Consider the following 23,282-nt stretch of genomic DNA (forward strand, 5'->3'; position numbering starts at 1 on the left):
ACCGCACACCCCCCGTCGAAGGCGTCGTGACAGTTCGATTTATGTTTCCTGTCAACGTATCTCAAATCGGTGCCGAAACTATGGAACGAAACGTCGGCGGGTACGACCGCATCGGTCGCCTCTTGTTCGGCCCGGTCTTGCTGGTCGTCGGAGCCGCGATACTGCTGGGCGTCGCCAGTCTCGACGCCGGACGACTGGGCATCGCGGTCGGGGCCGTCGCCGTCGCCGTCGGGGCCGTCTTCCTCGTCACGGCGGGGGTACGCTGGTGTCCGATAAACGCGCTCGCCGGGTTCGATACCGGGGCGGGCCAGAAGACGACCGACGGCACGAGCGACGAGTTGGGGTCCGAAACTCGACCGAACTGACACCGGGGCCGTTGGTGTAAACAATCCAACCGCTTTATCGTCGCTGGCGGCGTACCAGCACACGGTGAGCACCACCATGGAGAAAAATGTCGGTGGCTTCGACCGCATCGCTCGGTTCGTCGTCGGACCGGTCCTGTTCCTCGTCGGCATCGCGGCGCTGGCCGGCGTGCTGACGCTGGCAGCGGGGACGATAGGGCTGGTTCTCGCGGCGCTCGCACTGCTCGTGGGCATCGTTCTCACGGTCACCGCAGTCACGCAGAAGTGCCCGTTGAACTCCGCACTCGGACTCGACACGTACCGGGGCGGGACACCGCCGGAGGCCGGCGACGAGGTAGACCGCGGGACGAGTGGGAACTGAGTCCGGCGTCCGGGGTGGTGAGGCTGGCGTTTATACGGTATCGTGTCGGTCGGTCAGGAACGGGCCGAACGCGCCAGCGACGGCGCCGGCCAACGCGTCCGTCCGCGTCAGTGCCCCACCGGTGTAGACGCCGACGGCACCTTCCTGTTCGCTGACGGCCTCGCGACCGAGTTTATCGTCCAACACCGGGCCGAGTTCCTCCCCGCCTCGAACCCGCGTCGCCACCTCGTCTGGGAGGCGAATCGAAGCCCCCTCTCCGAACGTCGTCGTCTCGCCGTCGGTGACCGCCGCCCACATGACCAGCCACAGCCCTGCGGGCCGGTCCCGGTCTGCGACGCCGCCCTCGATGCCGACGCCGAAATCCGCGTCGGTGGCCGAGAACGCCGCCGTCGCACGGTTCTCGGCACCCCGGACCGTCTCCTCGCGGCCCCGAGGCTGTTCCGGAACGCCCGAGTCGACGCCGACAGTCTCGACGGCGGCGTCCGGTACGATTCGCTCGACAGCGCGCCGCTTCACCGGGTTCTGGCTCCCGACTGCGACGGCCGTACCGTCTGAAACTACTGGATGATTCATTGACGTTGTTATTTGAATGGTCGTGTGTGTCGTACACAAACCGCTGTTTCGTGGCGTGAATCGCCTATCTTCGTCTCGATACCACAATTTTTAAATCTCTTTCGGACAGACGCAGTATTACCGATTGCCTCCGGGTTCTACGGCGTGTCACACCCGGTGAGCACCCGCCTTCGCAACCAATGAGCGAACACACGAGAACGCGACAACGAACGGACGAGCAGACAGAGGAATCGACGTCGACGGCCACGGCCTGCCCGGAGTGTAGCGGGTCGCTGGTGATGGACGACGAACACGGCGAGACGGTCTGTGAGGACTGTGGCCTCGTCGTCGAGTCCGACGAGATAGACCGCGGGCCGGAGTGGCGCGCGTTCGACTCCAGCGAGAAGGACGAGAAGTCCCGCGTCGGCGCGCCGACGACGAACATGATGCACGACAAGGGCCTCTCGACCAACATCGACTGGCGCGACAAGGACGCCTACGGCAACTCCCTGTCGGGCAAACAGCGCCAGAAGATGCAACGGCTTCGCAAGTGGAACGAGCGGTTCCGCACCCGCGACTCTAAGGAGCGCAACCTCAAGCAGGCCCTCGGGGAGATAGACCGCATGGCGTCGGCCCTCGGCCTGCCGGAGAACGTCCGCGAGACGGCCAGCGTCATCTACCGCCGAGCGCTGGACGAGGACCTCCTCCCCGGACGGTCCATCGAGGGCGTCTCGACGGCCTCCGTCTACGCGGCCGCCCGTCAGGCCGGCGTCCCGCGGAGCCTCGACGAGATTACCGACGTCTCCCGCGTCGAGAAGAGCGAGATAGCCCGCACCTACCGCTACGTGGTCCGGGAACTCGGCCTCGAAGTGAAACCCGCCGACCCCGAGAGCTACGTCCCGCGCTTCGCGTCCTCGCTGGACCTCTCCGACGAGGCCGAACACCGCGCTCGCCAACTGCTCCAGAACGCCAAAGAGCAGGGCGTCCACTCCGGAAAGTCGCCGGTCGGCCTCGCCGCCGCGGCCGTCTACGCCGCCGCGCTCCTGACCAACGAGAAGACGACGCAGGCCGCCGTCAGCGAGGTGGCCGACATCTCCGAGGTCACCATCCGCAACCGCTACCACGAACTGCTGGAAGCCGAGCAGGACCTCCCCGTCGCGTGACGGAGCCGACGGAACCGGCCGTCCGGTCCGGCTAGCGACGACACCCCGCGCGGTGCTGAAGAATCACGGCTGATAACCGCGGAGGTACGTTTAATCTGCTGGGCTCTCGGGGTGCATACATGGCTTCAGATTCGGGCACCGGGGCCCAGACTGCCGTCGAGACGGACGGCAAGGAACTGGGAACGGCAATCGACGAGTTGTTGCGTACCTCCGAGAGCGTCTCTACCAGTTCACAGGAGATTAGCGACCTCGCGAACCAGCAGTCCGAGAACATGCGAGAGGTCGCGGGCGAGGTATCGAACCTCTCTGCGACCGTCGAGGAGGTCGCATCCAGCGCGAGTCAGGTCCGACAGGTGAGCGACCAAGCCCGAGAACTCGCTGACGAGGGCCGTGAGGTGGCCGACGACGCCATCCACGCGATGGAGGCCGTCGACGAGGCCAACGAGACCGTCTCCGAGGACGTCGAGAAACTGCGCGACCGCATCGACGAAATCGACGAAATCGTCGAGGTCATCAACGACATCGCCGACCAGACGAACATGCTGGCGCTGAACGCCTCCATCGAGGCCGCCCGCGCCGGCGAGGCCGGCGAGGGGTTCGCCGTCGTCGCCGACGAGGTGAAGTCGCTGGCCGAGGAGTCCCAGCAGAACGCTACCGAAATCGAGCAACTCGTCTCGAACATCAAGGCCGACACGACAGACACCGTCGAGAGTATCGACGACGCCAACGAACAGGTAGAAGAGGGCATCGAACAGGTCAGCCGTGCTGTCGAGATTCTGCGCGACATCGACGAGGCCGTCGAGGAGGCCGCCCGGGGCGCAGAGGAAGTCGCCTCGGCCACAGACGAACAGGCCGCGTCGACCGAACAGGTCGCCAGCATGGTCGACGTGACCGCCGAGAACGCCGAGGAGGTCGCCGACGAAATCGAGCAAATCGCGGCCGCCAACGAGGAACAGACGGCGAAGATAAACGAGATTCAGACGCTCCTCGACCGTCGGTAACCACAAGACACGAGTCCCGTCGACTTCTGAGGCCGCTATGGAGACGAGTCACCGGGTCGTCACGGGCGACGCCCGAGAGTTGCCACTGGCGGACGACAGCGTCGAACTCGTCGTCACCTCGCCCCCCTATCCGATGATAGAGATGTGGGACGACATCTTCGCCGCACTCGACCCGGCGGTCGGGTCGGCGCTGGCGGCGGGCGACGGGGACCGGGCCTTCGAGTTGATGCACGACGTGTTGGATTCGGTGTGGGCCGAGGTCGAACGCGTCCTCGTGCCGGGCGGCATCGCCTGCATCAACGTCGGCGACGCCACGCGGTCGCTGGCCGACGGCTTTCGCTCGTACCCGAACCACGCCGAGATAACCGAGCGACTGACCGATAGGGGCCTGCGTGCGCTCCCGGACGTCCTCTGGCGGAAACCGACCAACAGCGGTGCGAAGTTCATGGGGTCGGGGATGGTCCCGCCCAACGCCTACCCGACGCTGGAACACGAGCACATCCTCGTCTTCCGCAACGGGGAACGCCGCCGCCTCGAACCGGGGGCCGACCGGCGCTACGAGAGCGCGTACTTCTGGGAGGAGCGCAACGAGTGGTTCTCCGACCTCTGGGAACTGCCCGGCGAGACCCAGCACATCGACGACGGCCTGCGGGACCGGTCGGGAGCGTTCCCGATGGCGATTCCGTACCGCCTCGTCTCGATGTTCTCCGTCTACGGAGACACCGTGCTGGACCCGTTCCTGGGCACCGGAACCACGACGCTGGCGGCGATGGCAGGCGCTCGCAACTCCGTCGGCGTCGAACGCGACCCCGACCTCGTCGACGCGTTGGCCGACCGAGCGGAGCGTATCCCCGACCGCTCGGAACGACTTGCTCGCGAGCGACTGGCCGACCACCGCGAGTGGGTCGAGCAGTACCGGGACGTCGGGAAGGAACCGGGCTACGAGGCCGAACACTACGACTTCGCCGTCAACACCAAACAGGAACGGCGCATCCGTCTGTACGCCGTCGACGGCGTCGAGCGAACGGACGACGGGTATCGAGTGAGCCACACGCCGGTCGAGTGACCGACCGTACGGGCGTCGAGTGCGGATGTGCAGGGCGCCCCTGCCAGTAGTGCTAACTGTTAACACACCACAAGTCGTAGAGGCGAGGTAGGGAGGGCGCCGATGACGTTACGAACCGTCCCCAGATACGACCGCGACCGGACGACCACGGTAGGCGGGCGTGCGGTGGTCGTCGGAGCGAGCATGGCGGGCCTGCTGACCGGGCGCGTCTTGGCCGACGCGTTCGAGACGGTGACAGTCCTCGACCGCGACCCACTCCCGGACGAACCCACGACTCGTCGGGGGGTCCCTCAGGGAGAGCACGTCCACGTCCTGCAGGAAGCGGGCCGAGTCACGTTCGAAGACCTGTTCCCGGGCTACGGTGAGGACCTGCTATCCGCAGGTGGACTGGCCATCGACGCCATGTCCGACTTCGTCCACTACGAGAAGGGCGGTTTGCTCGCTGACGGCGACAGGCGCATCCCGATGTACTGCGCGACGCGGCCGTTACTGGAGCACGTCACTCGGCGTCACCTCGCCGACGTCGAGGGGGTCACCCTCCGACAGGGGTGCCAGCAGACCGGCTATCTGACCAGCGGGGACCCACCGGCGGTGACGGGCGTCGAAGTGCGAACCGACGGCGGCGGGGTCGACGAACTGGACGCGGACGTGGTCGTCGACGCGACCGGCAGGGCGAGTCAGACGCCGAGGTGGCTTGCCGACCACGGGTACGAGGCACCGCCGGTCGACGAGGTTCACATCGACGTCGCGTACAGCACTGTCACCGTCGACCGGCCGAGTGACGACCGACGGGCGCTCTTCGTCCCGCCGGACCCACCACGGACCCGCGGTGCCGGGGTCTTTCCCGCCGAAGACGACCAGTGGGTAGCGACGCTGGTGGGCGTCCACGGCGACCACCCGCCGACCGACCCCGACGCGATGACCGAGTTCGCCGCCAGTCTCCCGGTGCCGGCCATTCGGCAGGTCGTCGAGGGACGCGAGTGGACCGGCGACGACGTCGCCTACTACCCGTTTCCGTCGAACCGTCGCCGTCGCTACGAATCGCTGGACCGGTTCCCCGACGGACTCCTCGTCGTCGGCGACGCGCTGTCGAGTTTCAACCCTATCTACGGTCAGGGGATGTCGGTCGCCGCGCTCGAAGCCCTCGCGCTCCACGACGCGCTGGCGACGGACGGGGCGTCCAATCTGGCCCGTCGCTTCTTCGACGACGTCGAGGCCATCGTCGACGTGCCGTGGTCGATAGCGGTCGGCGGGGACTTCGAGTTCCCGTCGACGACCGGCCCCAAACCCCGCGGAACCGACCTGCTCAACCGCTACATAGCCCGGACGATGCGGACGGCACAGAGGGACTGGCGGGTGAGAGAGGCGCTCGTCCGCGTCTTCATGCTGGAGACCCAGCCGAGTTCGCTGTTCCGCCCCGACGTCGCGTGGCGAGTGCTCGCGCCGAGTCGGTCCGCCGTCGCGCCCCGGTCGGACCGGCGGCCCACGGGCGACCCCTGAACGGGGTGACTGGTCCCGACCCGGAGCGCGTTTCGTGGCGGAGGCGGCGTCTTTTTACGCCATCTCCGCCGAACGTCGGGCATGGACTTCACCTCGTTCACGTTGCTCGCCGCCGGGTCCGACCTCTCGATGGAATCCGCGGCCCGCGAGGACGCCGACGGCGTCGAACTCCGGATGGACTTCGCAGAGGACCCCCTCGACCAACTCGACGCGTACGACGGGGACCTGCCGATACTGGTGACCAACCGCGTCGAGTGGGAGGGCGGCGAGGCCGCGGACGACGCCGAACGACTCGACGCGCTCGAAGCCGCCGTCGAGTGCGACGCGGTGACGGCGGTGGACCTCGAACTCGCGGCGCTGTCCGGCGAGGGGGGCCACGACGCCGGCCGCGTCGCCGACCACGCCCGCGACCACGGCGCGACGGTGGTCGTCTCCACCCACGACTTCGAGGCGACGCCTGACCGGGACGCCATCGCCGAGCGCCTCGAACGGGCCTGTGAGTACGGCGACGTGGGGAAGATGGCCACCACCGCCCACTCGCCGGACGACGTGCTGGCGATACTCGGTGCGACCCGGGACCTCTCGGCGGCGGGCCAGCAGGTGGCGACGATGTGCATGGGCGAGGCGGGCCGGCACTCCCGCGCCGTCGCGCCGCTGTACGGCTCTCGCATCGGCTACGCGCCGGTGGACCCTGCCGAAGCGACGGCCCCGGGCCAGTACGACCTCGCGACGCTTCGCTCGCTCGTCGAGCAGTTGCAAAGCGAGTGACGGGACGAAACGACGGCGTGTCTCCCAGCGAGTCGCGCGACGACCTGCTACGGGCCGTCCAATAAGCGGGCCCCGGCCGCCGGCCGCTACTGCGCGAGGTTCCGGAGTTCCTCGCCCGCCTCGAGTCGGTCGACGTTCTCCACGACGATGTCTGCCATCCGGTCCCAGTACTTCGGCGTGTGCCCGGCGTTGTGTGGCGTAATCAGGCAGTTGTCGAGGTTCCAGAGCGGGTGGCCGTCCGGAAGCGGTTCCGGGTCGGTCACGTCGAGCGCCGCCCCGCGGAGCCCGTTCGTCTTCAGCGCCGAGACCAGCGCGTCCGTCTCGACCACCTCGCCGCGGGCGACGTTGACGAGGACGCTGTCCGGGTCCAACAGGGTGAGCGCCGTCTCGTCGACGAGGCGCTCGGTCTTCTCCGTGAGCGGACAGGCCAACACGAGGTAGTCCGTCTCGGGCAGGTACTCCTCGAAGCCGTCGAAGCCGACTATCTCGTCGGCCGGCCCGCCCTTCGAGGGCGTGTTCCGGACGCCGACGGTGTCCACCCCGAACGGGTCGAGTCGGTCGAGGACCGCCCCGCCGATGGCACCGGTGCCGACGACGGTGACCGTCGACCCCTCGAGTTCGTCGGCGCGGTAGTGACGCCACGTCCCCTCGCGGCTCTGGTCCCAGCCTCTGTCGAGGTGCCGGGCGAACGAGAGGAGGTACGCGAGCACCTGTTCGGCCGCGCTCGGGGCGTGGACGCCCGAGGCGTTGGTCACGCGCACGTCCTCGGCCGCGAGGGCCTCCGTCGGCAGGTGGTCGGTGCCGGCGTACGTGCAGGCGAACAGTTCGAGGTTCTCGGCCATGGCCACCGTCTCGGCGTCTATCTCGACGCCGGTGACGATTCGCGCCTCGGCGACGAGTGCCGCCGTCTCGCTCGGCGTCGAAGCGAGGCGGACGGTTCGGTCCGGGAGTCGCTCGGCCAGCACCGACCGGTACTCCCGGGGCGACATCCCGTGAATCGGCTGGTTCAACACGAGAACGTCTGTCTCGGTCATCACGCTGACTGAGGGGGAGACGGCACAAAAAGGGTAGCGCCCGTCTCAGCGACCGTACGTGAGGCGCGTCGCCACGTCGTCGAGGCGGCGCTTGAGGCCGGAGAGCCACGCGCCCGGCGAGACGGCCCGCGCCTCGTCGTCGGGCACCTCGATGCGGTGTTCGCCGAAGGCGTCGGCCCCGTCGCCGCCCGCGACGTCTACGACGGTGGTCATGCTACACCGGCCGCAGGCCTCAGTCTCTTTGCTCATGATATACCGTGACGTTCGTCGGAGGAATAAAGCTTGCCGATGTGCGCTACCGGCGGGGAACCGACTGGGCGTCGCCGTCGTCCCGACGGGAGGTGCCCGTTACGCTACGGGGTGTCGGAGGAGGGCCCCGACGCCCTCGAACCCCTCCGCGAACCGCTCACCGCGGTCGTAGCCGGTCGGGACGACGACGGTGTCCGCGCCGGTCTCCTCGGCCCGTCGAGCGAGTATCTGAGCGTCGGCGGCGTCGAGCGAGTCGGCCAGCAACACCGTCTCGGCGGCCCCCTGTTCGAGGACGTCCGCCGTCTGGTCGTGGCCGTAGACCGCCGGGTCGTCGCCGTCGAGGTCGGCGAAGAACGTATCCAGCGCCTCGCGGGCCTCGCCGACGTCGAGGGCGTCCGCGTCCTCGGCCGCGTCCACCAGTTCCCGGAGGCCCTGTTCGGAGGCGTAGGCCACCTCGAAGGGACCGGCGACCCGGTCCCCGAGACGGTCCGACAGGTGGTCCCCGTCGTGGAACCGCTCGACCACGACCTCGCTCCCACCGAGGACCAGTCGGTCTATCTCGGCGTCGGGACTGTCGGTCCCGGTCCCGGCGTCGTCGAGGAACGCCCGCGCTGCGGCCTCGCCGACCCGGTCGAAGAACTCGTCTTCGCGCTCGTCGCTCCGGCCTTCGAACCGGTCCTCGTTCCGCCCGGCGGCGGCCTGTTTGCTCGGCACCTCGCTGGTCACCTCGTCGACTGCCTCGACCGTCTCGGCGTCGTAGCGGCCCACGACCGCCGAGTCGCGGGTGACGACCAGTAGCCCGTGCGTGGGCGTCTCCGGCGTCGGCGCGACGCTCACGTCCAGCGGTGACGTGTCGAACTCGTTGGACCGGGTGTACGTCGACTCGGTCACCGGGTCCGCGAGGTCGTCGAAGACGTGCGTCCGGAGGTCGCCGTCGACGACGCCGGCGTAGACGACCAACCCGTTCTCCGGCGTGGCGTCGTAGTCGTGGAGGATGCGGCGTACCTCTTCGAGTGCGTCTTCGACGTAGGTCTGGGTCGTCTCGTCGGTGTCGAGATAGTTCGCCTCGGCGTGGTCGGCCTCGACCCGTTCGAGCGTCTCGCCGAGCGAGTCCGTCGCAGGAATAGCCACCGTCAGCAGGCGGTCGGTGTCTGCCGTCGCTGTCTCGACTGTCTCGATTCGTCCTCGGAACTCGTCCGCGTGGGATGTGTCGGTCATTGCGTTCTGTGGTGGACGACTACCGTTGGTCGTCGGCACTGTGCGAACGTCGACACTGCGGGCCGCGGACGTCACGTCGGTCGCATCGGACTGGTGACCGCGGGAACCTGTTAAAAGCCGTGGTCGCAGGTGGCGCGGGGGCGTCCCGTACCGCCCTTGAGCGTCCGGGCGACGGGGCGACGTTTTAGGTGGCTCGCCGTCCAGTACGTGGTATGGGGTATCATCACGTCACACCGGAGGACGTCACGCCGACGCCGGACCGACCGTGCGTCCAGCGTGCGATTGGCGGGGTCGCCGGCCTCGAACAGGTGGCCGCGAACGTCTACGAGGTGGACCCGGGCGAACAGATTCCGCTGGCGTACCACTACCACGACCAGCAAGAGGAGGTGTTCTACGTCCTCTCGGGGACGCTCCACGTCGAGACGCCCGAGGGGACGTTCGAAGTCGAGTCCGACGAGGCGTTCGTCGTCGAACCCGACAGCCCGCAACGGGCGTTCAACCCGGAATCGGCCAGCGAACGAGTCCGCACCTTCGTCGTCGGGGCACCGCCCGTCGACGACGACGCCCACGCGTACGACCCCGACGAATGAGCGAATCAGACGACGCCCGACGGGGGACGGACGGCGCTGACCAGACCCGCGAGGGGACCGACCCGGCCGACGCGCCCGACCTGCCGACGTGGGACGACGACTACCTTCAGCGGGTCGCCGACCGCTTGCAGTACAACTACGACCTCGAACGGGACTACGCGGCCGACGGGGAGCGCTTCGACATGTACGGCCGCCTCTACGTCGAGAGCCAGAAGCAGTTCCTCCACCAGTCCATCAACTGGGCCAACTACGAGACGGTCGAGCACCTCTACGTCCGGCGGGCCGACGGCGTCTCCGTGGCCGACCTCGATGCCCTCGTGGAGTTGGGTCACGACCTCGCCGACGAGCGGATAGACCCGAGCGAGGAGCACCAGGGGACGGACTTCACGTTCGTCCTCGTCGTCCCGGACGTCCCCGAGGACGTGCGGTCCTACGTGGACGGCTTCCGCGACCGGACGCTGTTGAAGTACGGCTACTACGGCGCCTACGAGGTGAACCTCGTCGTGGTGGCCCCAGACCGAGAGGACGCCGTCGGAAGCGCCGAGGCCGACGTGACCGCCGCCTTCGAACTGTGGCGAGACTTGGAGGCCGGACCCGACGGCCTGCTGGGTCGGCTCCGCGCCTGGCTGGGATGACCCGACCGGTCGTCGCCCTCGCTCTCGTCGCCGCCGTCGCGCTGGCAGGCTGCTCGGGCGGCGGCCCCTCTCGCGTGGTCGCCTCCGGGTCGCCGGCGACGGTCGACCCGGGTGCGCTCGACGGCACAGGGTACGAACACGTGGGGACGACCAACCGGACGTTGAACACGACAGTCGGCGCGACCATCAGCGGGGACGTGAAGATGAGCGCCGAGCGGCCGGTGACGGCGACGACGCCTCTCGCTACCTACCGGCGGGGGACAGACAGCGGCTCAGCACTTGTCGTCGCCGCCACCGCGCCAGCAGTCAGACCCATCGAGAACCAGCCGGTCGTTCGAAATCCGCTCGGGACGCTCTCGGCCGGCGAACTCGTGACCTACCTCCAGTCGACCTACGCCGTCGAGTCGCTGGACCGCGGCGAGAACGTCACGCTCCGACTACTCGACGACGAGACGGCCGCCCGGACTTACACCGGCGAGGCGTCCCGCGACGGAGACACAGTGCCAGTGACCGTCACGGTCGCGTCGGTGCGTGACAGCGAGGAGTTCGTCACCGTCGTCGCCGTCGCGCCGCAGTCGACGGCCGACCCCGAGCGAGTCCGGCGGGTCGTCGGCGGTGTCGGGCACTGAAAAAGTACTGCGAAGCGTCGTGGAGCGGTGTCGGCAGTGTGCCGACCGCCGCTCAGTCGTCTGCCGGGGTGCCGCTCGGACGTTCGCGCACCGTCCGGATGTTCTTGTAGCCTATCCAGACCAGCGAGAGCGCGAGGCCGACCAGCACCAGCGCCAGCACGATTTGGACGGCCACGGAGATGCGCGCGAAGATGCCCGCACCCTCGGCGAAGCCGCCCTGGATGAACTGCTGGTAGAGGTTCTGGTACAGCGAGAGGTACAACAGCGCACAGACGGTGATGACGGTCATCAGCGCCATCGGGACGCCCGTGCTGATGAGCTGTTTGTCGTCGTCCCAGTTGGCCAGCCACACCGTCGCCGTCAGCAGGGCCAGCGCGGCCAGTAGCTGGTTCGCACCGCCGAACAGCGGCCAGAGGCTCGCCCACGACCCGCTGGCGACCAGCGCGTAGGCGACGAGACACTGGATGGCCGCGTTACTGTAACGGTTGGTGCCGACCTCCTGTGCCTGTCGCACGACCGTGCTGTCGGCGTCTGGAGTGCCGACGATTTCCTCGGCCATGTACCGTCCGAGTCGGACCGCGGTGTCCGTCGAGGTGAGCAGGAAGCTCACGAGGACGAGCGCCATGAACGGCGCGCCGACGGAGGTGGGGATGCCGAAGCTCGTCAGCATCACACTGCCACCGGACGCGAAGTTCGGGAGCGCCCGACCGATACCGCCGCCCGCCGTGACGCCCGCGATGGCGACGGTGCCGAGCGCGACGGTGGCGAGCAGGCCCTCGCCGAGCATCCCGCCGTAGCCGATGGGGCGGGCGTCCGTCTCCTTGTTCAGTTGCTTCGCCGTGGTGCCCGAGGAGACCAGCGAGTGGAAGCCGCTGATGGTCCCACAGGCGATGGTCACGAACAGCAGCGGGAACAGCGGCAGGCCCGCGGTCCCCATGAAGCCGTAGTACGGCTCCAGCGAGATGGTCAGCGGCTCCGCGGACGTCCCGAGCAGGGTGCCCACGATGACCGCCAGCAGCGCCCCGCCGACCCCTGCGTACAGCAGGAACGACGAGAGGAAGTCACGCGGCTGGAGCAGCATCCACACCGGTAGCACCGACGCGATGGCGGCGTACAGCAGGATGACCGGAATCCAGCCGGCGGTGTTCGCACCGAGCGTCCCCGCCGCGGGGATTATCGAAGCCAGACCGGAGCCGAACAGGACCGTCGTCCCCGCCGGGTAGGCCCCCGCCTCGGCGGCCGGGAACAGGGCTATCGGGAACTCGATGCCGACGAAGACGCCGCCGAACACCGCGGCGACGAACGCCGCCGTCCCCGGGATGAACGGGAGGTCTAGCTGGTAGAGGTACACGCCGAACACCAGCGCCAACGCGATGTAGACGAAACTCGCCGTCGCCGCCTGCGGGTAGGCGTTGAACACGATGGCGACGACGAGTGCGAACACCGCCACGACGAGGATAATCGTCAGGAACGCGAACCACAGCAGCATCTTCTTCCCCCGCTCTCCGACGTACTCGCCGATGATGTACCCGATAGACTTCCCCTCGTGTCGGAGGCTGCCCGACAGCGAGACGAAGTCGTGCACGCTCCCCATCAGTGGGTTCCCGATGGCAATCCACAGCAAGGCCGGCACCCACCCCCAGACAACGCCGGCGGTGATGGGCCCCACGATGGGAGCCCCGCCGGCGATGCTCGAATAGTGGTGGCCGAGTAACACCGGCTTCTTCGAGGGGACGTACTCCTGCCCGTCCTCGTATTTGTGTGCGGGCGTCTCGTTGTCGTCACTCAGTTCGACGAACTGTGCGAGATACCGTGAGTAACCGAGGTATCCCACGCTGAACGTGAACAGCGTCGCTACCACGAGCCACAGTACTTGTACCATGTTATTTACCCTCATCCGTATCTGTGGGCAAAAAGTATTTAATAATTGTGGACGATTGCAGGCAAAATCGATAGAAAGAGACCGAGCAGAGGCTACACCGGCCCGCCGAACACCCCGGATGTATCAGGCCTGCGGCGGGGACGTGGCCGTCTCGATGTCCAGTTCCGCGGTGACCTCCGAGAGGAGGTTCCCCTTTATTTCGGAGACGCGCTGTTCGATGACGGCGACGACCGGTTGGTCGAACTCCGAGTGGATGCGGTCGAGGCGGTCCTGTTCGGTCCGGTAGCGCTCTCTGAGGTACGTCGCCCCGGTCCCGGTCTCGTCGTCGTCCGGTTCCGGTGCGACCTTGTTGACGACGAGGCCGCCGACGGTCAGGTCCGCATCGGTCAGGTCAGCGACGGCGCGGTGGGACTCCTCGATGGAGAGTTCGTCGGGGTTCAACACGAGGTAGAACCTCGACTCCTCGCGGAGCGTCTCACCAGCGAACTCGAACATCTCCTTGCGTTCGGTGAGGCGGCGGATTATCGGGTCCTCTTTCAGTTTCTGTCGGGCCTCCTTGTCGCCGATGGCGGCCTTCTCGAAGAGGTCGACGCTCTCCTTGCGCTTGGCCGTGAGCCGCTCTATCCACGATTCGAGGAACTCGGGGAGCGCCAGCAGTCGGAGCGTCCCGCCCGTGGGCGACGTGTCGAAGACGACCCGGTCGTACTCCTCGCTGTCGCGCATCACGTCGATGAACCGGTCGAACAGCGCCGCCTCGTACGCGCCGGGCGTTCGGTGGGCCAACTCTATCTGCCGGTCTATCTCGTTGACGATGGCCGGACTCACTTGGTCCGACATCGTCGACTTTATCTCCCGCATGTGGCGCTGGACCTCCTCGTCGGGGTCCAACTCCATCGCGAAGAGGTCGTCGTGGCCCTCAACGGGTTTCGGGTCGTCGTCGAACTGCTGGTCGAAGACGTCCGAAGTGCTGTGGGCCGGGTCCGTCGAGACCAGCAAGGTCCGAAGGCCGTCGCGGGCACACTTCAGTCCGTAGGCGCTGGAGACGGTGGTCTTGCCGACGCCGCCTTTTCCGCCGAAGAAGACGAACTTGTTCATGTTAGAAGTGGTACTGCTGGCCCTTGCGCTCGATGTACGACTGGCGGTCCCACATCCGCCGTTCCCACGCGACGAACTCGTCAGTCAGGTAGGGGAGTAGTTCGGCCGTGTAGTAGGAGACTGGACTCGGGATGCCGAAGGCGTCCGCGAAACAGGCGAACATGAACACGTCCGCGGTGTCCTCGGCCTCCTTCTCTATCTTCTCGAACGACGGGTGCTCTATCATCCCGTGATAGAGGCCGTGCAGCCACTCCTCTACCGTATCGAGGTAGGCCTGAATTCGGTCATCTACGTTCATGGGTATTGGTAGCAGGCGCTTCCCAGATACGTGTTCCGCCGTTCAGCAGGCGCATCCGGTCGACCCCTGCGACCGCTCGAACCGCATCTCGTCCCCACAGGTCGGGCATTCGGGCGGTTCCTCGCCCTCGACGTCGACGTCTCTGATGCGTTCGCCGCAGTCGTCACACCAGTAGGCCCCCTTCGACATCTCCTCGGTGACGTCGCCCCGATTGGCCGACTGGGTCGACGCCTGTAACACCTCCTTGACCGTCGTCAGGATGCTCATACGTCGGAGTATTCGGCCAAAATGGCATAAACGTTCGTGCATGTCTGTGTCGGCCGTACACAACCGCCCGACCGACGTCTCACGGTGTCACGCCGTGCGTTCGGACAGGCCATCGAGCAATCGGTCGAGTTCGCCCCGTCGTTTCCACGCGGCCACGCGGTCCGTCAGCGAGGGCAGGGGGAGGCCGAGGCTGACCGACGACCGGACCGTCACGTCGCTCCCGTGGTCGCTGGCGGCGTAGGTGAGCGTCGTCTCCATCGCCTCGAAGGGCCCCTGCTCGCCGACCTGTCGGTAACGGAGTCCATCCGGTCGCTCCTCGAAGGCGAAGACGGCTTCCACCCCGCCGCCCCGGGCCGTCACTCGCACGTCGTCGTCGTCGTCCTCGACGCCGACCACCTCGAACGTCCCCTCTAGTTCGACGACCGCCCTCGGGGAGAGTGTACGCCCGAGTTCGGCGGGCGTCGCCTCTACGAACCGGCGTCGTTCCACCTCGCGCATGGCAGTGCAGTCACCGCCGCCCGCCATAGTTCCACGGGCTACTGCGCCACCAGAGGGAGCGCCAGCGCGGCCACGCCGAGAAAGCCCGCGACCAGCCCGTAGAGGAGGCGTCTGAACCGGGCCTCGGCCGGCACCTCACCGCGGAGGGAGGGCCGCTCGGTCCAGACGTAGCGGTGATACGCGACAGCGGCCGTCACGGCCGTCGTCACCGCCGCGACGACGAGACCGACCGGGAGCGAGGCGCCCAGTTCCATCACGTAGATTGGGCCGAAAGAGAAACTGACGGCGAACCCCAGCCCGGTCACTACGAGAAATGGGACGGGGTCGACCGGGGTTCCCTCGCGGTTGTGAACCATCAGATACCTGTTGGGCAGACTGGATTATCAACCCTCTCATCTGGGAGGAGAGTCACGAACGTCCCGTACAAATAAGAGCGTCGCCGTCCGCACTGTGGGTATGGCATCCGACGGGGACATACGGGTTCTGCTGGTGCTCGACCTCCTGCTCTCGCTCGCGTTCAGCACCGTCGTCGTGTGGGGGCTGAGCTTCTTCGACCTCGCCTCGTTCACGGTCCGGACCGTAGCCACGACGACGCTGTTTCTGGCCGTGCTGACCTACCTCCTCGTCCTCCGATGACCGTCACTCCAGCCAGTCCGGGTTCGGCCGCGGCGGACTGAACACGTCGATGGCGAGGAGGTCCACGTCCCCGCGGTTCTCGGCGGCGTGGACCTCGTGGCTCTCCAGCGAGTAGGACTCGCCCGGGCCGACAGTCACCGTCTCGTCGTCGAGCACGAACGTCTGTTCGCCCTGATAGACGAAGCCGACCTGTTCGTGGTGGTGGCTGTGGGACGGCACCCGCCCGCCGGGTTCGATGCGCAGGTGTTGGATGCTCATCTCCTCCCCGGCGGCGAGTTGCGCGAGATAGACGCCCGGTTCGACCTCCACCTCGTCAGCGTTCGAGTTTGTCACTACGTCCATACGGCTACGTCGTGGGCGACGGCCAAAACGATACTCCCGCCTTCGCTCACTGTCGGTGACGGTCTGACGCCCGTCGCTGGCTCCGTACGGCGTGGTCGCGGCCTGAATACTCAGGAGTTCGGAAGATATACGGGTTTGTGCCACCGACGTTGCAACTATGTCCGAAACAGGGCGCAAGCGGCCGTGGCTCGCCGCAGTGCTCGCCTTCCTCTACCCCGGTCTGGGGCACGTCTACCTGCGGGAGTGGTTGCGTGCGGTCCTGTGGTTCGGTCTCGTTATCAGCACCACGACGCTGCTGGTCGGCGAGAACACGACGGCACCGCTCGACGGCGGCGTCACCCTCGACGGGGTAGTCGCCGCCTCGCAGAACATGCCCGTCGAGGCGACGGTGGCGCTGCTCGCCATCACCGCGCTGAGCATGGCCGACGCCTACTGGATGGCCACTCGCGAGAACGCCGCCGCCGAAGTCGTCGAGGGAGCGAAGTGCCCCAACTGCGGGAAGGAACTCGACGAGGACATCGACTTCTGTCATTGGTGTACGACTGAACTCGAACGGCCGGACGCGAACGCAGAGCGGTAATCTCGGTTCGGAGTGCTCGGCCGGTCGGGTCGGACGACCGCCGAGAAACAGCGAAAACAGCTGAGTTCGACCGTCTTACTTCTCGATAATGCTCTCTTCTATCTTCTCGCCGAAGTGGGTCGCCGTGTCCTCGTAGTGGACGAGAATCTCGTCTCCCGGTTCGAGGTCCGTGACGGCGGTGCGGCCGTCGCGGGTGTGGACCTTGATGGTCTCGGCGTTCTGGAGGAGCGTCTCGATGCGGTCGCCCTCCTCGGTTTCGGCCTGCACCCGGAACATCGGACGCTTCTCTATCTTCGCGCGGCCGACGATGGCCTCGCGGGTGTGGCCGTTCGAGTCCACTATCTGGACCTCGTCGCCGGACTGGAGTTCCGAGAGGTACTTCGTGCCGCCGTCGGGCGTGCGGACGTAGGCGTGGACCGCGCCGGCGTTGACCCGGAACGGACGAGAGGCCACGTATGGCGATTCGGCCGTCTCCGCGTGGACGAAGAAGAGACCGCGGGCCATCGACCCGACGAGCATCCCCTCGTCGTGTTCCATCAGGTTGCCCGTGTCGATGCAGACCCGGTCGGCGGAGCCAGTCTGCTCGATGGCGGTCACCTCGGCGTACTCGAGGTCGACCTGTTCACGCCCCATCTCGTCGCGGACCTCGACGGTCTTGCGAATCTCGTCGACGTCGTCGGTGTCCAGCAGGACGCCGTCCGCCCCGCGTTCGAGCGTCTCGTAGGCCGTGCGGGCGTCCTCGGCGGAGGTGACGCCGGCGACGAGTTCCGTCTCCTCGCCGACGCGGGCGATGAGATTCTCCAGCGGGATTATCTGCCAGTTCTCGCTGACGACGAAGGTGTAGTCGGCTTCCGCCGCGACGGCCTCGGCGAAGGCCTCGTAGTCCTCGTCGTAGATGCGGACGTACCCGCCCTCGGGGGCCGCGCCGTTCTGCCGAAGCGCGGAGAGGTCCGCAGAGCCAGAGAAATCAGAGGGCAAGTCGACGGTGCCGTCCCCTTCGCCGTCCTTGCCGACGACGGTGGCGTCCGCGTTGGACTCCTCGGCCTCCGCTTCCATGACGTGGACGTCGCCGTTGGTGAAGGCGGCGACGTTGACCGCGCCGAGGTCCTGTACTCGGTCTACGTCGTCCTCGTCGACCAGTACCCAGTCGACGCCGGCCTCCAGGCCGGCAGTGATACGCCGCTTTCGCGCCTCCCAATCGCCGACCTCGTCGTCGGCTTTGAGCCACACGCTTCGTGTCATACGCCCACGTCCGCGACGGTGGGGCTTGAACGTGGCGGAACCCACGGCCGCCGCGCCGCCGAGTTTCAGTACTGAAACTTCGGGGGATAGAGTTATCAATGAAAGTGATAAACAACAATTGCAACAGGAGGGCGGTGGGTGGCACCAATGGTTACGAATCACGTCTACACGGTCGCAGGAGCGAAGGGCGGCGTCGGAAAGACGACGACGAGTATCAACCTCGGCGCGTCGCTCGCCGAGGCGGGGTACTCGGCGGTCACCGTCGAGTTGGACTTGGCGATGGCGAACCTCGTCGACTTTCTCGAAGTGGACATCGACGTCTCCGAGGCGACGACGCTCCACGACGTCCTCGCCGGCGACGCCGACGTGAGAGACGCCATCTACGAGACGGAGAGCGGCCTCTCGGTCGTCCCCAGCGGCACCGACCTCGCGGGCTACGCGGGGACCGACCTGAACCGCCTCCCCGACGTGGTCGAGACGCTCCGGTGGCACCACGACGTCGTCATCCTCGACACTCCGGCGGGTCTGAGCGAGGAGACGGTGCGACCGCTCCAGTTGGCCGACGACGCGTTGCTCGTCTCGACGCCGCGCGTGGCCTCGATACGCAACGTGCGGAACACGCTGGAACTGGCCGACCGCGTGGATACCGACGTTCACGGCCTCGTCCTGACGAAGTCCGGCACGGGCGCTTCGCCCGGAGCCGAGCGGATTGCCGAGTTCCTCGACGTCACCCTCCTCGGGCACGTCCCCGAGGACGACGCCGTCCCCCACTCGCAGGACAAGGGCTACCCGGTGGTGTCGAACGCCCCCAAGAGCGGCGCCGCAATCGCCTACCGGAAGATAGCCCGCCAACTCGTCGAGAGTCCGCCCGCCGACGACCTCGGGGTCGACGACGCCGCGGTCCCGTCCGAGCGAGACGACGAAGTCGAGACAGAGAGCGACCCCCCAACTGCCTCGTCCGGTGTGGCGGACGAGAGTTCGCACGCCGGCCAGACAGTCTCCCCACCGGAGTACGGACGAGCGACGACCGTAGGTCCACCGCCCGAGTCGCCCGATGGCGAACCGGTGAGTGCGGACCCGGCCGAGACCGAACCCAGCGACGGCGACCTGCTGACCGAGGCCGGCAATCGGACGACTGGCGGTGCTGACTCGCCGGTGGACCGGGAGGAGGCCGTCGAGACGGTGGCAGAGCGAGAGACCGCCGGAGCCGTGACCGAGGCGGGCCCTGCGGAGGACAGCGGGTCCGACCGAGGCGACCGAGGAGAGGACGTGACCGACGGCGAGGAGGCGGGCCCGCAGGAGAGCGCCGACGACCGACAGGACGACACGGCGACGGAGACGGAGCCCCAGCCGAGTCAGCGGACGGCGGCGGCCGACGGAGAACCGAGTGTCGCGGCTACCGAGTCGAGAACGGACCGAGAGAAGTCTGGCGACGAGGACGACCCGGAGGCAGAGTCAAAGAACAGTAAGTCTCTCGGCGCCCAGATACGGTCGCTGTTCGGGTTCTAGGCCTCGACGGCGAGGCCGGCCTCGCGGAGTGCGTCGGCGGCCTCGACGTCGTCGTGGACGACGCTGGCGACGGCGCGCGTAATCTTCTCTGGGTCGTCGTGCTGGAAGATGGACCGACCCATCGAGACGCCGGCGGCACCGGCGTCCACCGCGCCCCGGACCATGTCGAGGGTCTCCTCGTCGGTGCCCTTCGCGCCGCCGGCGATGACCACCGGGAGCGACGTCGACTCGACGACGTGCTGGAAGCTCTCGGCGTCGCCGGTGTACCCCGTCTTCACGACGTCCGAGCCGAGTTCCTCGGCGAGGCGGACGGCGTGGCCGACGTACTGGTTGTAGTCGTCGGCCTCGGGGTCGATGTCGGGGCCGCGGGCGTAGGCCATCGCCAGCACGGGCAGGCCGTAGCGTTCGGCCTCGCTGGTCAGGTCCGAGAGCGCGGCGATTTGCTCGCGCTCGTACTCGCTGCCGACGTTGATGTGGAAGGAGACGGCGTCGGCGCCGACGCGGATGGCGTCCTCGACAGTTCCGGTCCGGCGCTTGTCGTTCTCGTCCGGTCCGATGGTCGTCGACCCGTTGAGGTGGACGATGTAGCCCGCGTCGTTCTTGTTCGGGTGGACGCGGTCGGCGATGCCTCGCTGGGTGAGGACGGCGTCGGCCCCGCCGCGAGTGATGGCGTCGATGGTCGATTCGATGTCTTTGAGCCCCGTTACGGCGCCCATGGTGATGCCGTGGTCCATCGGGACGACGACGTACTGGTCGTCTGTCCCGATGCGGTCGAGTCGTGCGCGTGTCCCTGTGTTCATGATATGCGAGAGTGTGGCAAGAGCGATTATGTGCGTTCCGGTTGCGGCCGTTCCTGTGCGCCCCGTAGGGCCCCCTGCTTGAGTTCGCGGGCCAGCGATTCGAGTCGGTCGGCGACGTCCTCTGTCGGGTCGTCGTTCTCGTGACCCTCGGCGACGATGTCGACGAGCGCGGACCCGACGATGACGCCGTCGGCCCCGGACGCGACGATTTCCGCGGCGTGGTCGCCCGTCTTGATGCCGAACCCGACGGCCTTGGGCACGTCCCAATCGGAAAGCCGGGCCAGCGACGACTCGGTGGCGTCGTCCACGTCGTCGCGCGCGCCGGTGACGCCCAGACGGGCCTGCACGTAGACGTACCCCGACACCTGGTCCATCATCCGGTCGAGGCGGTCGCCCCGCGTCGTCGGCGCGACGATGAACACGAGGTCCAGTCCGAACTCGTCGCAGGCCTCCCGGAGCGGGCCGGCCTCCTCTGCGGGCAAGTCCGGGACGACGAACCCCTCGATGCCCACGTCGGCGGCTTTCTCGACGAAGGGACGGGGACCCTCCTCGCTGCCATATTGATAGATGAGGTTGTAGTAGGTCATACAGACCAGCGGCACGTCCACGTCGAGGTCTTCGACGAACTCGAAGAAGCGGTCGGGCGTCATCCCCGACTCCAGCGACCGGACGATAGCGTCCTGAATCGTCTTCCCCTCGGCGATGGGTTCCGAGAACGGCAGGCCGAGTTCGATGACGTCCGCGCCGCCCTCGGCGAGGGCTTCGACGTACGCCAGCGAGTCCTCGTAGTTCGGGTCGCCCGCGGCGAGGTACGGGACGAACGCCGGTTCGTCCGCGAAGGCGCGTTCCAGCCCCATCAGAGGTCACCCCCGCCCACGCGGTTGAGGATAGACATGTCCGGCGCGATGTCGAGGTCACGCTTGCTCGTCTCCTCGATGACGGTTTCGAGGTCCTTGTCGCCGCGGCCGGAGACGTTGACGACGACGGTGTCGCCGAGTTCGTCGTGGTGCTCTTCGAGGTAGCCGAACGCGTGCGCGGTTTCGAGCGCCGGGATGACCCCCTCGTCCTGCGAGAGGCGGTGGAACGCCTCTAGGGCCGCCTCGTCGTCGACGTTGACCGGCGTCACGCGACCCTCGTCGACGAGATAGGCGAGTTCCGGCCCGACGCCGGCGTAGTCCAGTCCGGCCGAGACCGAGTGGGACTCCATAATCTGACCGTCCGAATCCTGCAAGAGTTTCGTCCGTGCGCCGTGGAGGACGCCCTCGTCTCCGGTCGAGAGGGTCGCGGAGTTGGGTGCGACGCCCGTCTCCTCGTCGACGGTGAGCGAGGACCCACCGGCCTCGACGGCCACGAGGTCGACTCGCCCTCGCGGCTCATCGCCGCTCGGGTTCTTCGCGGAACTACGTTCCGCGCCATCGTCTCCGACGAACTCGGCGAACGCGCCCATCGTGTTCGACCCGCCGCCGGCGCAGGCGACGACCGAATCCGGGAGGCCGCCCGTCTTCTCGATAGACTGCTCGCGGGCCTCCTCGGAGATGACCGCCTGAAAGTCCCGCACCATCTTGGGGAACGGGTGCGGGCCGACGACGCTGCCGATGACGTAGTGGGTGTTCTCGACGGTGGTCGCCCAGTCGCGCATCGTCTCCGAGATGGCCTCCTTGAGGGTGCCGCGGCCGACCGTGACCGGGTTGACCTCGGCCCCGTTGATGCGCATCCGGAAGACGTTGGGTCGCTGGCGCGCGATGTCCGTCTCGCCCATGTAAATTTCGCAGGGCATGTCCAGATGGGCGGCGGCCATCGCCGTCGCGGTGCCGTGCTGTCCGGCGCCGGTCTCGGCGATGATGCGCTCTTTGCCCATGTACTTCGCCAGCAGGACCTGTCCGAGCGCGTTGTTGAGTTTGTGCGCGCCGCCGTGGAGCAAGTCCTCCCGCTTGAGGTAGACGTCCGTGTCGTACCGAGCGGAGAGTTGCTCGGCGTGCTGGAGCGGCGTGGGCCGGCCGCCGAAGTCGGCCAGCCGCGCCCGGAAGTCGTCCATGAAACCGTCCTCGTTGTCCAGTACGTACCGCTGGTAGGCGTCCGTTAACTCCTCGATGGCCGGCATCAGCGCCTCCGGAACGTACTGGCCGCCGTACTCGCCGAACTTGGGGTCGTGTGCGTCGTCAGTGCTCATGTCTGTGTCTCAGTCTCCGCGTCTGTCAGTCGCCGCGTGTTCTCGGCCACGTCGGAGTCGCCGCCGTGGTCCATGATGGCCGACCCGACGAGCAAGGCGTCGGCGCCGGCCGCGCGCATCCGCGCGACGTCGTCCGCTGTCCCTATGCCGCTTTCCGCAATGAGCGTGACGCTCTCGGGGGCGGCCGCGGCCGCCGCCGGGAACGTGTCGAGGTCCACCTCCAGTTTCGCCAAGTCGCGGTTGTTAACGCCGACCACGTCGGCACCCGCCTCGACGGCCCGTTCGACCTCCTCAGCGGTGTGGGCCTCGACGAGTACCTGAAACCCGCGGTCGCGCGCCGCCGAGAGGAGCGTTTCGAGGTCGTCGGTCCCCTCTTCCTCCAAGAACCGGACGATGAGGAGGACCACGTCGGCCTCGACCACGTCCAGTTGGGCCTCGTGGAGGACGAAGTCCTTTCGGAGGACCGGGACGTCGACGGCCGCACGGACGCGTTCGAGCGTCTCGGCGGACCCGCCGAAGTGCTCCGGTTCGGTCAGGACCGAGAGGGCGGCCGCGCCGCCCTCGACCATCCGTTCGGCCAGCTCGACCGGGTCGTCCGTTCGCTCGCCCTCGGCGGTCGGACTCGTCGGCTTGACCTCCGCGACAATCGGGACGCGTCCCTCCGTTTCGGCCGCGTCGAAGGCGTCGGTGAGCGACCGCGCGTCGACGCTCACTCGCTCACCCCCACCGCCTCGCTCGCGTGCCGCCGCCAGTATCGACTCGACTGCCGGTGCCATTCCCGCATCGGATTCCATTACTGGTCACTAACGTACAGAAGTGTACATAAGTGTTGTCG

The 23,282-nt window shown here is 67.4% G+C and carries 29 protein-coding genes; 13 read left to right on the forward strand and 16 right to left on the reverse strand.

The features are described from left to right. The first annotated feature begins 80 nt into the window (after positions 1 to 80). Together Hhyl6_RS03885 and Hhyl6_RS03890 are read left to right on the forward strand one after the other, a co-directional pair. Positions 81 to 365, forward strand: coding sequence for a YgaP family membrane protein (locus Hhyl6_RS03885; RefSeq protein ID WP_483737912.1), 285 nt, complete (start codon positions 81 to 83; stop codon positions 363 to 365). Between the two features lie 76 nt (positions 366 to 441). Continuing rightward, the gene (locus Hhyl6_RS03890) at positions 442 to 723 is read left to right on the forward strand and encodes a YgaP family membrane protein (protein ID WP_483739666.1); all 282 of its coding nucleotides are present in this window, start codon (positions 442 to 444) and stop codon (positions 721 to 723) included. A 30-nt stretch (positions 724 to 753) separates the two neighbouring features. Here the strand turns inward: Hhyl6_RS03890 and yjjX are convergent, their stop codons facing one another. Continuing rightward, positions 754 to 1,296: an inosine/xanthosine triphosphatase gene (yjjX, locus tag Hhyl6_RS03895; protein WP_483737913.1), complete on the reverse strand. Its 543-nt coding sequence runs from the start codon at positions 1,294 to 1,296 to the stop codon at positions 754 to 756. Positions 1,297 to 1,475: 179 nt separating this feature from the next. Between yjjX and Hhyl6_RS03900 the strand changes: the two genes are divergently transcribed. From Hhyl6_RS03900 to Hhyl6_RS03920, 5 genes are all read left to right on the forward strand, one after another. Then, positions 1,476 to 2,438, forward strand: coding sequence for a transcription initiation factor IIB (locus Hhyl6_RS03900; RefSeq protein WP_483737914.1), 963 nt, complete (start codon positions 1,476 to 1,478; stop codon positions 2,436 to 2,438). Positions 2,439 to 2,557: 119 nt separating this feature from the next. Continuing rightward, positions 2,558 to 3,439 (forward strand): methyl-accepting chemotaxis protein, encoded by an 882-nt coding sequence (locus Hhyl6_RS03905; protein WP_483737915.1) that lies wholly within the window; start codon positions 2,558 to 2,560, stop codon positions 3,437 to 3,439. A gap of 37 nt (positions 3,440 to 3,476) precedes the next feature. Next, on the forward strand, positions 3,477 to 4,505 hold the full coding sequence (locus Hhyl6_RS03910; protein ID WP_483737916.1) for a DNA-methyltransferase: 1,029 nt from the start codon (positions 3,477 to 3,479) through the stop codon (positions 4,503 to 4,505). 102 nt (positions 4,506 to 4,607) lie between these two features. Then, positions 4,608 to 6,005 carry an FAD-dependent oxidoreductase gene (locus tag Hhyl6_RS03915; RefSeq protein WP_483737917.1) on the forward strand — a complete coding sequence of 466 codons (1,398 nt, stop codon included), beginning with the start codon at positions 4,608 to 4,610 and terminating at the stop codon, positions 6,003 to 6,005. Between the two features lie 81 nt (positions 6,006 to 6,086). After that, positions 6,087 to 6,773: a type I 3-dehydroquinate dehydratase gene (locus Hhyl6_RS03920; protein WP_483737918.1), complete on the forward strand. Its 687-nt coding sequence runs from the start codon at positions 6,087 to 6,089 to the stop codon at positions 6,771 to 6,773. A gap of 86 nt (positions 6,774 to 6,859) precedes the next feature. On the opposite strand, the gene Hhyl6_RS03925 is transcribed toward Hhyl6_RS03920, so the two are convergent. The 3 genes from Hhyl6_RS03925 to Hhyl6_RS03935 form a co-directional block, all read right to left on the reverse strand. Further along, complete coding sequence (locus Hhyl6_RS03925) at positions 6,860 to 7,807, reverse strand: D-2-hydroxyacid dehydrogenase (RefSeq protein ID WP_483737919.1); 948 nt, start codon at positions 7,805 to 7,807, stop codon at positions 6,860 to 6,862. Between the two features lie 45 nt (positions 7,808 to 7,852). Continuing rightward, positions 7,853 to 8,056 carry a DUF8007 family protein gene (locus Hhyl6_RS03930; protein ID WP_483737920.1) on the reverse strand — a complete coding sequence of 68 codons (204 nt, stop codon included), beginning with the start codon at positions 8,054 to 8,056 and terminating at the stop codon, positions 7,853 to 7,855. 99 nt (positions 8,057 to 8,155) lie between these two features. Beyond that, entirely contained in the window at positions 8,156 to 9,274 is a 1,119-nt protein-coding gene (locus Hhyl6_RS03935) for a baeRF10 domain-containing protein (RefSeq protein ID WP_483737921.1), read from the reverse strand. A gap of 212 nt (positions 9,275 to 9,486) precedes the next feature. Here Hhyl6_RS03935 and Hhyl6_RS03940 point away from each other — a divergent pair, with 212 nt between their 5' ends. From Hhyl6_RS03940 to Hhyl6_RS03950, 3 genes are read left to right on the forward strand one after another with little or no spacing between them, the layout of a single operon-like run. Then, entirely contained in the window at positions 9,487 to 9,864 is a 378-nt protein-coding gene (locus Hhyl6_RS03940; RefSeq protein ID WP_483737922.1) for a cupin domain-containing protein, read from the forward strand. Further along, a complete protein-coding gene (locus tag Hhyl6_RS03945) occupies positions 9,861 to 10,499 on the forward strand; it encodes a DUF8052 family protein (protein ID WP_483737923.1) in 639 nt (212 codons plus the stop codon). Before Hhyl6_RS03940 ends, Hhyl6_RS03945 begins: the two co-directional genes overlap by 4 nt. Further along, a complete protein-coding gene (locus tag Hhyl6_RS03950) occupies positions 10,496 to 11,128 on the forward strand; it encodes a DUF6517 family protein (protein WP_483737924.1) in 633 nt (210 codons plus the stop codon). Before Hhyl6_RS03945 ends, Hhyl6_RS03950 begins: the two co-directional genes overlap by 4 nt. A gap of 52 nt (positions 11,129 to 11,180) precedes the next feature. Here Hhyl6_RS03950 and Hhyl6_RS03955 read toward each other — a convergent pair whose 3' ends face one another. The 6 genes from Hhyl6_RS03955 to Hhyl6_RS03980 all read right to left on the reverse strand — a co-directional run bounded on the left by Hhyl6_RS03955 (position 11,181) and on the right by Hhyl6_RS03980 (position 15,524). Next, positions 11,181 to 13,010, reverse strand: a complete 1,830-nt coding sequence (locus tag Hhyl6_RS03955) for a carbon starvation CstA family protein (protein WP_483737925.1) — start codon at positions 13,008 to 13,010, stop codon at positions 11,181 to 11,183. A gap of 123 nt (positions 13,011 to 13,133) precedes the next feature. Next, positions 13,134 to 14,105: an ArsA family ATPase gene (locus Hhyl6_RS03960; protein ID WP_483737926.1), complete on the reverse strand. Its 972-nt coding sequence runs from the start codon at positions 14,103 to 14,105 to the stop codon at positions 13,134 to 13,136. A 1-nt stretch (position 14,106) separates the two neighbouring features. Continuing rightward, positions 14,107 to 14,403 (reverse strand): DUF7990 family protein, encoded by a 297-nt coding sequence (locus Hhyl6_RS03965; RefSeq protein WP_483737927.1) that lies wholly within the window; start codon positions 14,401 to 14,403, stop codon positions 14,107 to 14,109. Between the two features lie 42 nt (positions 14,404 to 14,445). Next, positions 14,446 to 14,670, reverse strand: a complete 225-nt coding sequence (locus Hhyl6_RS03970) for a hypothetical protein (protein WP_483737928.1) — start codon at positions 14,668 to 14,670, stop codon at positions 14,446 to 14,448. A gap of 87 nt (positions 14,671 to 14,757) precedes the next feature. Further along, complete coding sequence (locus Hhyl6_RS03975; protein WP_483737929.1) at positions 14,758 to 15,168, reverse strand: SRPBCC family protein; 411 nt, start codon at positions 15,166 to 15,168, stop codon at positions 14,758 to 14,760. Positions 15,169 to 15,206: 38 nt separating this feature from the next. Then, positions 15,207 to 15,524: a hypothetical protein gene (locus Hhyl6_RS03980; RefSeq protein WP_483737930.1), complete on the reverse strand. Its 318-nt coding sequence runs from the start codon at positions 15,522 to 15,524 to the stop codon at positions 15,207 to 15,209. A 100-nt stretch (positions 15,525 to 15,624) separates the two neighbouring features. Here Hhyl6_RS03980 and Hhyl6_RS03985 point away from each other — a divergent pair, with 100 nt between their 5' ends. Next, on the forward strand, positions 15,625 to 15,804 hold the full coding sequence (locus tag Hhyl6_RS03985; RefSeq protein ID WP_483737931.1) for a DUF8107 family protein: 180 nt from the start codon (positions 15,625 to 15,627) through the stop codon (positions 15,802 to 15,804). A 3-nt stretch (positions 15,805 to 15,807) separates the two neighbouring features. On the opposite strand, the gene Hhyl6_RS03990 is transcribed toward Hhyl6_RS03985, so the two are convergent. Next, positions 15,808 to 16,146, reverse strand: coding sequence for a cupin domain-containing protein (locus Hhyl6_RS03990; RefSeq protein WP_483737932.1), 339 nt, complete (start codon positions 16,144 to 16,146; stop codon positions 15,808 to 15,810). Between the two features lie 157 nt (positions 16,147 to 16,303). Between Hhyl6_RS03990 and Hhyl6_RS03995 the strand changes: the two genes are divergently transcribed. Then, entirely contained in the window at positions 16,304 to 16,726 is a 423-nt protein-coding gene (locus Hhyl6_RS03995) for a zinc ribbon domain-containing protein (RefSeq protein WP_483737933.1), read from the forward strand. A gap of 75 nt (positions 16,727 to 16,801) precedes the next feature. Here Hhyl6_RS03995 and Hhyl6_RS04000 read toward each other — a convergent pair whose 3' ends face one another. Then, positions 16,802 to 17,968 carry a 3-dehydroquinate synthase II gene (locus tag Hhyl6_RS04000; RefSeq protein ID WP_483737934.1) on the reverse strand — a complete coding sequence of 389 codons (1,167 nt, stop codon included), beginning with the start codon at positions 17,966 to 17,968 and terminating at the stop codon, positions 16,802 to 16,804. 147 nt (positions 17,969 to 18,115) lie between these two features. Between Hhyl6_RS04000 and Hhyl6_RS04005 the strand changes: the two genes are divergently transcribed. Further along, complete coding sequence (locus Hhyl6_RS04005; protein WP_483737935.1) at positions 18,116 to 19,477, forward strand: P-loop NTPase; 1,362 nt, start codon at positions 18,116 to 18,118, stop codon at positions 19,475 to 19,477. On the opposite strand, the gene Hhyl6_RS04010 is transcribed toward Hhyl6_RS04005, so the two are convergent. Genes Hhyl6_RS04010 through trpC form a run of 4 tightly spaced genes read right to left on the reverse strand, consistent with a single transcriptional unit; the run spans position 19,474 to position 23,241 of the window. Beyond that, positions 19,474 to 20,277: a 2-amino-3,7-dideoxy-D-threo-hept-6-ulosonate synthase gene (locus tag Hhyl6_RS04010; RefSeq protein WP_483737936.1), complete on the reverse strand. Its 804-nt coding sequence runs from the start codon at positions 20,275 to 20,277 to the stop codon at positions 19,474 to 19,476. The genes Hhyl6_RS04005 and Hhyl6_RS04010 overlap by 4 nt on opposite strands. A 26-nt stretch (positions 20,278 to 20,303) precedes the next feature. After that, positions 20,304 to 21,134 carry a tryptophan synthase subunit alpha gene (trpA, locus tag Hhyl6_RS04015; protein WP_483737937.1) on the reverse strand — a complete coding sequence of 277 codons (831 nt, stop codon included), beginning with the start codon at positions 21,132 to 21,134 and terminating at the stop codon, positions 20,304 to 20,306. Next, positions 21,134 to 22,447, reverse strand: coding sequence for a tryptophan synthase subunit beta (gene trpB / locus Hhyl6_RS04020; RefSeq protein WP_483737938.1), 1,314 nt, complete (start codon positions 22,445 to 22,447; stop codon positions 21,134 to 21,136). The genes trpA and trpB overlap by 1 nt, the downstream gene beginning before the upstream one ends. Further along, on the reverse strand, positions 22,444 to 23,241 hold the full coding sequence (trpC, locus tag Hhyl6_RS04025) for an indole-3-glycerol phosphate synthase (RefSeq protein WP_483737939.1): 798 nt from the start codon (positions 23,239 to 23,241) through the stop codon (positions 22,444 to 22,446). Before trpC ends, trpB begins: the two co-directional genes overlap by 4 nt. Between the last annotated feature and the right edge of the window lie 41 nt (positions 23,242 to 23,282).

This window comes from Haloarcula sp. H-hyl6, assembly GCF_056934455.1.

Excerpts from the sequence above, each read along its gene's own strand:
- Hhyl6_RS03885 (WP_483737912.1), top strand. The coding sequence starts at position 81 with ATGGAACGAAACGTCGGCGGGTACGACCGCATCGGTCGCCTCTTGTTC.
- Hhyl6_RS03890 (WP_483739666.1), top strand. The coding sequence starts at position 442 with ATGGAGAAAAATGTCGGTGGCTTCGACCGCATCGCTCGGTTCGTCGTC.
- yjjX (WP_483737913.1), bottom strand. The coding sequence starts at position 1,296 with ATGAATCATCCAGTAGTTTCAGACGGTACGGCCGTCGCAGTCGGGAGC.
- Hhyl6_RS03900 (WP_483737914.1), top strand. The coding sequence starts at position 1,476 with ATGAGCGAACACACGAGAACGCGACAACGAACGGACGAGCAGACAGAG.
- Hhyl6_RS03905 (WP_483737915.1), top strand. The coding sequence starts at position 2,558 with ATGGCTTCAGATTCGGGCACCGGGGCCCAGACTGCCGTCGAGACGGAC.
- Hhyl6_RS03910 (WP_483737916.1), top strand. The coding sequence starts at position 3,477 with ATGGAGACGAGTCACCGGGTCGTCACGGGCGACGCCCGAGAGTTGCCA.
- Hhyl6_RS03915 (WP_483737917.1), top strand. The coding sequence starts at position 4,608 with ATGACGTTACGAACCGTCCCCAGATACGACCGCGACCGGACGACCACG.
- Hhyl6_RS03920 (WP_483737918.1), top strand. The coding sequence starts at position 6,087 with ATGGACTTCACCTCGTTCACGTTGCTCGCCGCCGGGTCCGACCTCTCG.
- Hhyl6_RS03925 (WP_483737919.1), bottom strand. The coding sequence starts at position 7,807 with ATGACCGAGACAGACGTTCTCGTGTTGAACCAGCCGATTCACGGGATG.
- Hhyl6_RS03930 (WP_483737920.1), bottom strand. The coding sequence starts at position 8,056 with ATGAGCAAAGAGACTGAGGCCTGCGGCCGGTGTAGCATGACCACCGTC.
- Hhyl6_RS03935 (WP_483737921.1), bottom strand. The coding sequence starts at position 9,274 with ATGACCGACACATCCCACGCGGACGAGTTCCGAGGACGAATCGAGACA.
- Hhyl6_RS03940 (WP_483737922.1), top strand. The coding sequence starts at position 9,487 with ATGGGGTATCATCACGTCACACCGGAGGACGTCACGCCGACGCCGGAC.
- Hhyl6_RS03945 (WP_483737923.1), top strand. The coding sequence starts at position 9,861 with ATGAGCGAATCAGACGACGCCCGACGGGGGACGGACGGCGCTGACCAG.
- Hhyl6_RS03950 (WP_483737924.1), top strand. The coding sequence starts at position 10,496 with ATGACCCGACCGGTCGTCGCCCTCGCTCTCGTCGCCGCCGTCGCGCTG.
- Hhyl6_RS03955 (WP_483737925.1), bottom strand. The coding sequence starts at position 13,010 with ATGGTACAAGTACTGTGGCTCGTGGTAGCGACGCTGTTCACGTTCAGC.
- Hhyl6_RS03960 (WP_483737926.1), bottom strand. The coding sequence starts at position 14,105 with ATGAACAAGTTCGTCTTCTTCGGCGGAAAAGGCGGCGTCGGCAAGACC.
- Hhyl6_RS03965 (WP_483737927.1), bottom strand. The coding sequence starts at position 14,403 with ATGAACGTAGATGACCGAATTCAGGCCTACCTCGATACGGTAGAGGAG.
- Hhyl6_RS03970 (WP_483737928.1), bottom strand. The coding sequence starts at position 14,670 with ATGAGCATCCTGACGACGGTCAAGGAGGTGTTACAGGCGTCGACCCAG.
- Hhyl6_RS03975 (WP_483737929.1), bottom strand. The coding sequence starts at position 15,168 with ATGCGCGAGGTGGAACGACGCCGGTTCGTAGAGGCGACGCCCGCCGAA.
- Hhyl6_RS03980 (WP_483737930.1), bottom strand. The coding sequence starts at position 15,524 with ATGGTTCACAACCGCGAGGGAACCCCGGTCGACCCCGTCCCATTTCTC.
- Hhyl6_RS03985 (WP_483737931.1), top strand. The coding sequence starts at position 15,625 with ATGGCATCCGACGGGGACATACGGGTTCTGCTGGTGCTCGACCTCCTG.
- Hhyl6_RS03990 (WP_483737932.1), bottom strand. The coding sequence starts at position 16,146 with ATGGACGTAGTGACAAACTCGAACGCTGACGAGGTGGAGGTCGAACCG.
- Hhyl6_RS03995 (WP_483737933.1), top strand. The coding sequence starts at position 16,304 with ATGTCCGAAACAGGGCGCAAGCGGCCGTGGCTCGCCGCAGTGCTCGCC.
- Hhyl6_RS04000 (WP_483737934.1), bottom strand. The coding sequence starts at position 17,968 with ATGACACGAAGCGTGTGGCTCAAAGCCGACGACGAGGTCGGCGATTGG.
- Hhyl6_RS04005 (WP_483737935.1), top strand. The coding sequence starts at position 18,116 with ATGGTTACGAATCACGTCTACACGGTCGCAGGAGCGAAGGGCGGCGTC.
- Hhyl6_RS04010 (WP_483737936.1), bottom strand. The coding sequence starts at position 20,277 with ATGAACACAGGGACACGCGCACGACTCGACCGCATCGGGACAGACGAC.
- trpA (WP_483737937.1), bottom strand. The coding sequence starts at position 21,134 with ATGGGGCTGGAACGCGCCTTCGCGGACGAACCGGCGTTCGTCCCGTAC.
- trpB (WP_483737938.1), bottom strand. The coding sequence starts at position 22,447 with ATGAGCACTGACGACGCACACGACCCCAAGTTCGGCGAGTACGGCGGC.
- trpC (WP_483737939.1), bottom strand. The coding sequence starts at position 23,241 with ATGGAATCCGATGCGGGAATGGCACCGGCAGTCGAGTCGATACTGGCG.